Genomic DNA, 2,319 nt, shown 5'->3' with positions numbered 1-2,319 from the left:
GTACAGCGGACTGTTCGGTTCCAGTTGATCGAGGAACCAGAGCCGCTGCTGGGCATACGATACCGGCATATGCACGCCTCGTTCCACCGCTTGAATCGGCGGACGCTTCTCCCCTTCTCCACCTTGCGCTAACAGCGTTAATCGACGGGATAAGCTCTCGATCGTCGGGTATTGGAACAGGTCGCGCACTGCCACCTCCACGCCGAACACCTCGCGCAGACGCGAAACTGTCTGCGTCGCCAGCAGCGAGTGGCCTCCCAAATCAAAGAAGGAATCATAGCTACCGATCCTCTCCACACCAAGCAGCTGGCTCCATACCGCCGCAACGAGCTCCTCCGCTGGCGTTTGTGGCGCTGCATAGCCCTCTTGATTCCACGACGACACTGTCGGAATCGGCAGTGCCCTCGTATCGATCTTCCCGTTCGGCGTTAACGGCAAACTGTCCAGTTGCACAAAATACGTCGGCACCATATAGCTTGGCAATCGCTCACTCAAGTATGTCCGCCATTCCTGCGCGCTGCCTTCTCCGACCAGATACGCCGCCAGCTGCTTTTCCCCGGGCCTGTCTTCCCGCACGACGACGGATGCCTGCCGCAGAGTCGGGTGCTGGCTGAGCACCGTTTCGATCTCCCCGACTTCGATCCGGAATCCTCTGATTTTTACCTGTTTGTCCATCCGCCCTAAATAAACCAGATTCCCATCGGGCAGCCACTTCACCCAATCCCCTGTCCGGTACATGCGCTCTCCCGCAACGAACGGATTGGATACGAATTTGTCCGCTGTCAGGTCAGGCTGGTTCAAATACCCGCGCGCCACGCCGTCTCCGCCCAGACAAAGCTCCCCCGGCACGCCGACAGGATTCAAGTGATTGTGCTGATTGACCACATACGCCGTCGAGTTGCCTATCGGTTTACCGATAGGGATCTGTTCCTCATACGCACGCCCACGGTCAATCAAGAAACACGTGGAGAACGTCGTATTCTCGGTCGGACCGTACCCATTCCACAGCGACAATTCAGGAGAAGAACGCAGCACCTGATTGACATGAACTGGCGACAGCGCATCCCCGCCAATGATGAGATGCTGAAGACCTGCGAACAGGGCAGCGTCTTTTTGAACGAGCTGGTTGAACAATGGAGATGTCAGCCACATCGTCGTCAGCTGATGACGATGTACAAACGCCGCCAGCGCAGGCGCATCCAGCAACGTTTCCCTTGGGATCGGATACAGCGATCCTCCGTTTAGGAGCGCGCCGAACACTTCAAACGTGCTGGCATCGAACCCGATCGCACCGGTTTGAGCCATTCTATCTTCGGCGCTGAAAGGGATGTAGCCCGCTTGTTTCACCAGACGAACCACGTTGCGCTGCTCCACAACGACGCCTTTCGGGTTTCCGGTAGATCCTGACGTATACATGACGTAAGCTGCGTTTTGCGGTGTCGTCATGGCCGGCGGATTCCAATCGCTCTCCTGTGACAGCATCTCCTGATCGGCAGCGCTGTCCAGACAGATGCGCGTGATCGGCTCCGGCACCCATCCGCATGCCTCGCTCTGGGTTACCATCAACTCAATTCCCGCATCATGGATCATGTAAGTCAAGCGCTGCTGCGGATACGACGGATCCATCGGCACATACGCGCCTCCGGCTTTCAAGATCCCCATGATCCCGACGATCAGGTCCGCCGAGCGTTCCATGCAGATTCCGACCAGTGTCTCCGGCTCCACGCCTTTCTTTCGCAAGCAGTGCGCCAGTTGGTTAGCCCGCGCATTCAGTTCCCCATACGTCAGCTTGCGGTCTCCGTCAACAACAGCCACCGCTTCCGGCCTTGCCGCCACCTGCTCCTCGAATAGCTCCTGAATCACCTGATCCCGTGGATATGCCGTCTCCGTCCGGTTCCATATCTCCAGTTGCTGCTTCGTTTCTGCTTCACTGATCAACTGCATCTGGCCTATTGCTCGCTCCGGATGCTCCGCCACTTCATGCAGCCATCGCTCGAAGTGTGCCGCCATCCGCTCGATGGTTGACGCGTCGAACAAGTCCGTGCTGTATTCGAAGCTGATGCGCATCCCCTCTTCGGCTTCTTGCACTCCGAGCGTCAAGTCGAACTTCGAGACCGACATAAAGCTGCTTATCGTGTCCATCCGGCGTTCCGAGTCCATCGGCAGCTCGCTCGGGCGGCTTTGCAGCGTAAACATCGTCTGAAACAATGGCGAATAGCTCGCCGACCGCTCCGGCTGCAGCGCCGCCACGATCTTCTCAAACGGGATGTCCTGATGCTCCTGCGCTTTCCATGCTTTCCCGCGCACTTGCGACACCAA

1 protein-coding gene is annotated in these 2,319 nt (G+C 57.7%); it reads right to left on the bottom strand.

Annotated elements, in window-relative coordinates:
• Window positions 1-2,319: non-ribosomal peptide synthetase (locus ABN764_RS29435; protein WP_446673859.1), on the bottom strand; the 2,319-nt coding region annotated here is incomplete at both ends.

It is taken from the genome of Paenibacillus wuxiensis (genome assembly GCF_040195695.1).
Lineage (GTDB): Bacteria > Bacillota > Bacilli > Paenibacillales > Paenibacillaceae > Paenibacillus_B > Paenibacillus_B suaedae.
Note: the sequence above shows the minus strand (reverse complement) of the source record. Positions and strands in the feature narration are given on the sequence as shown.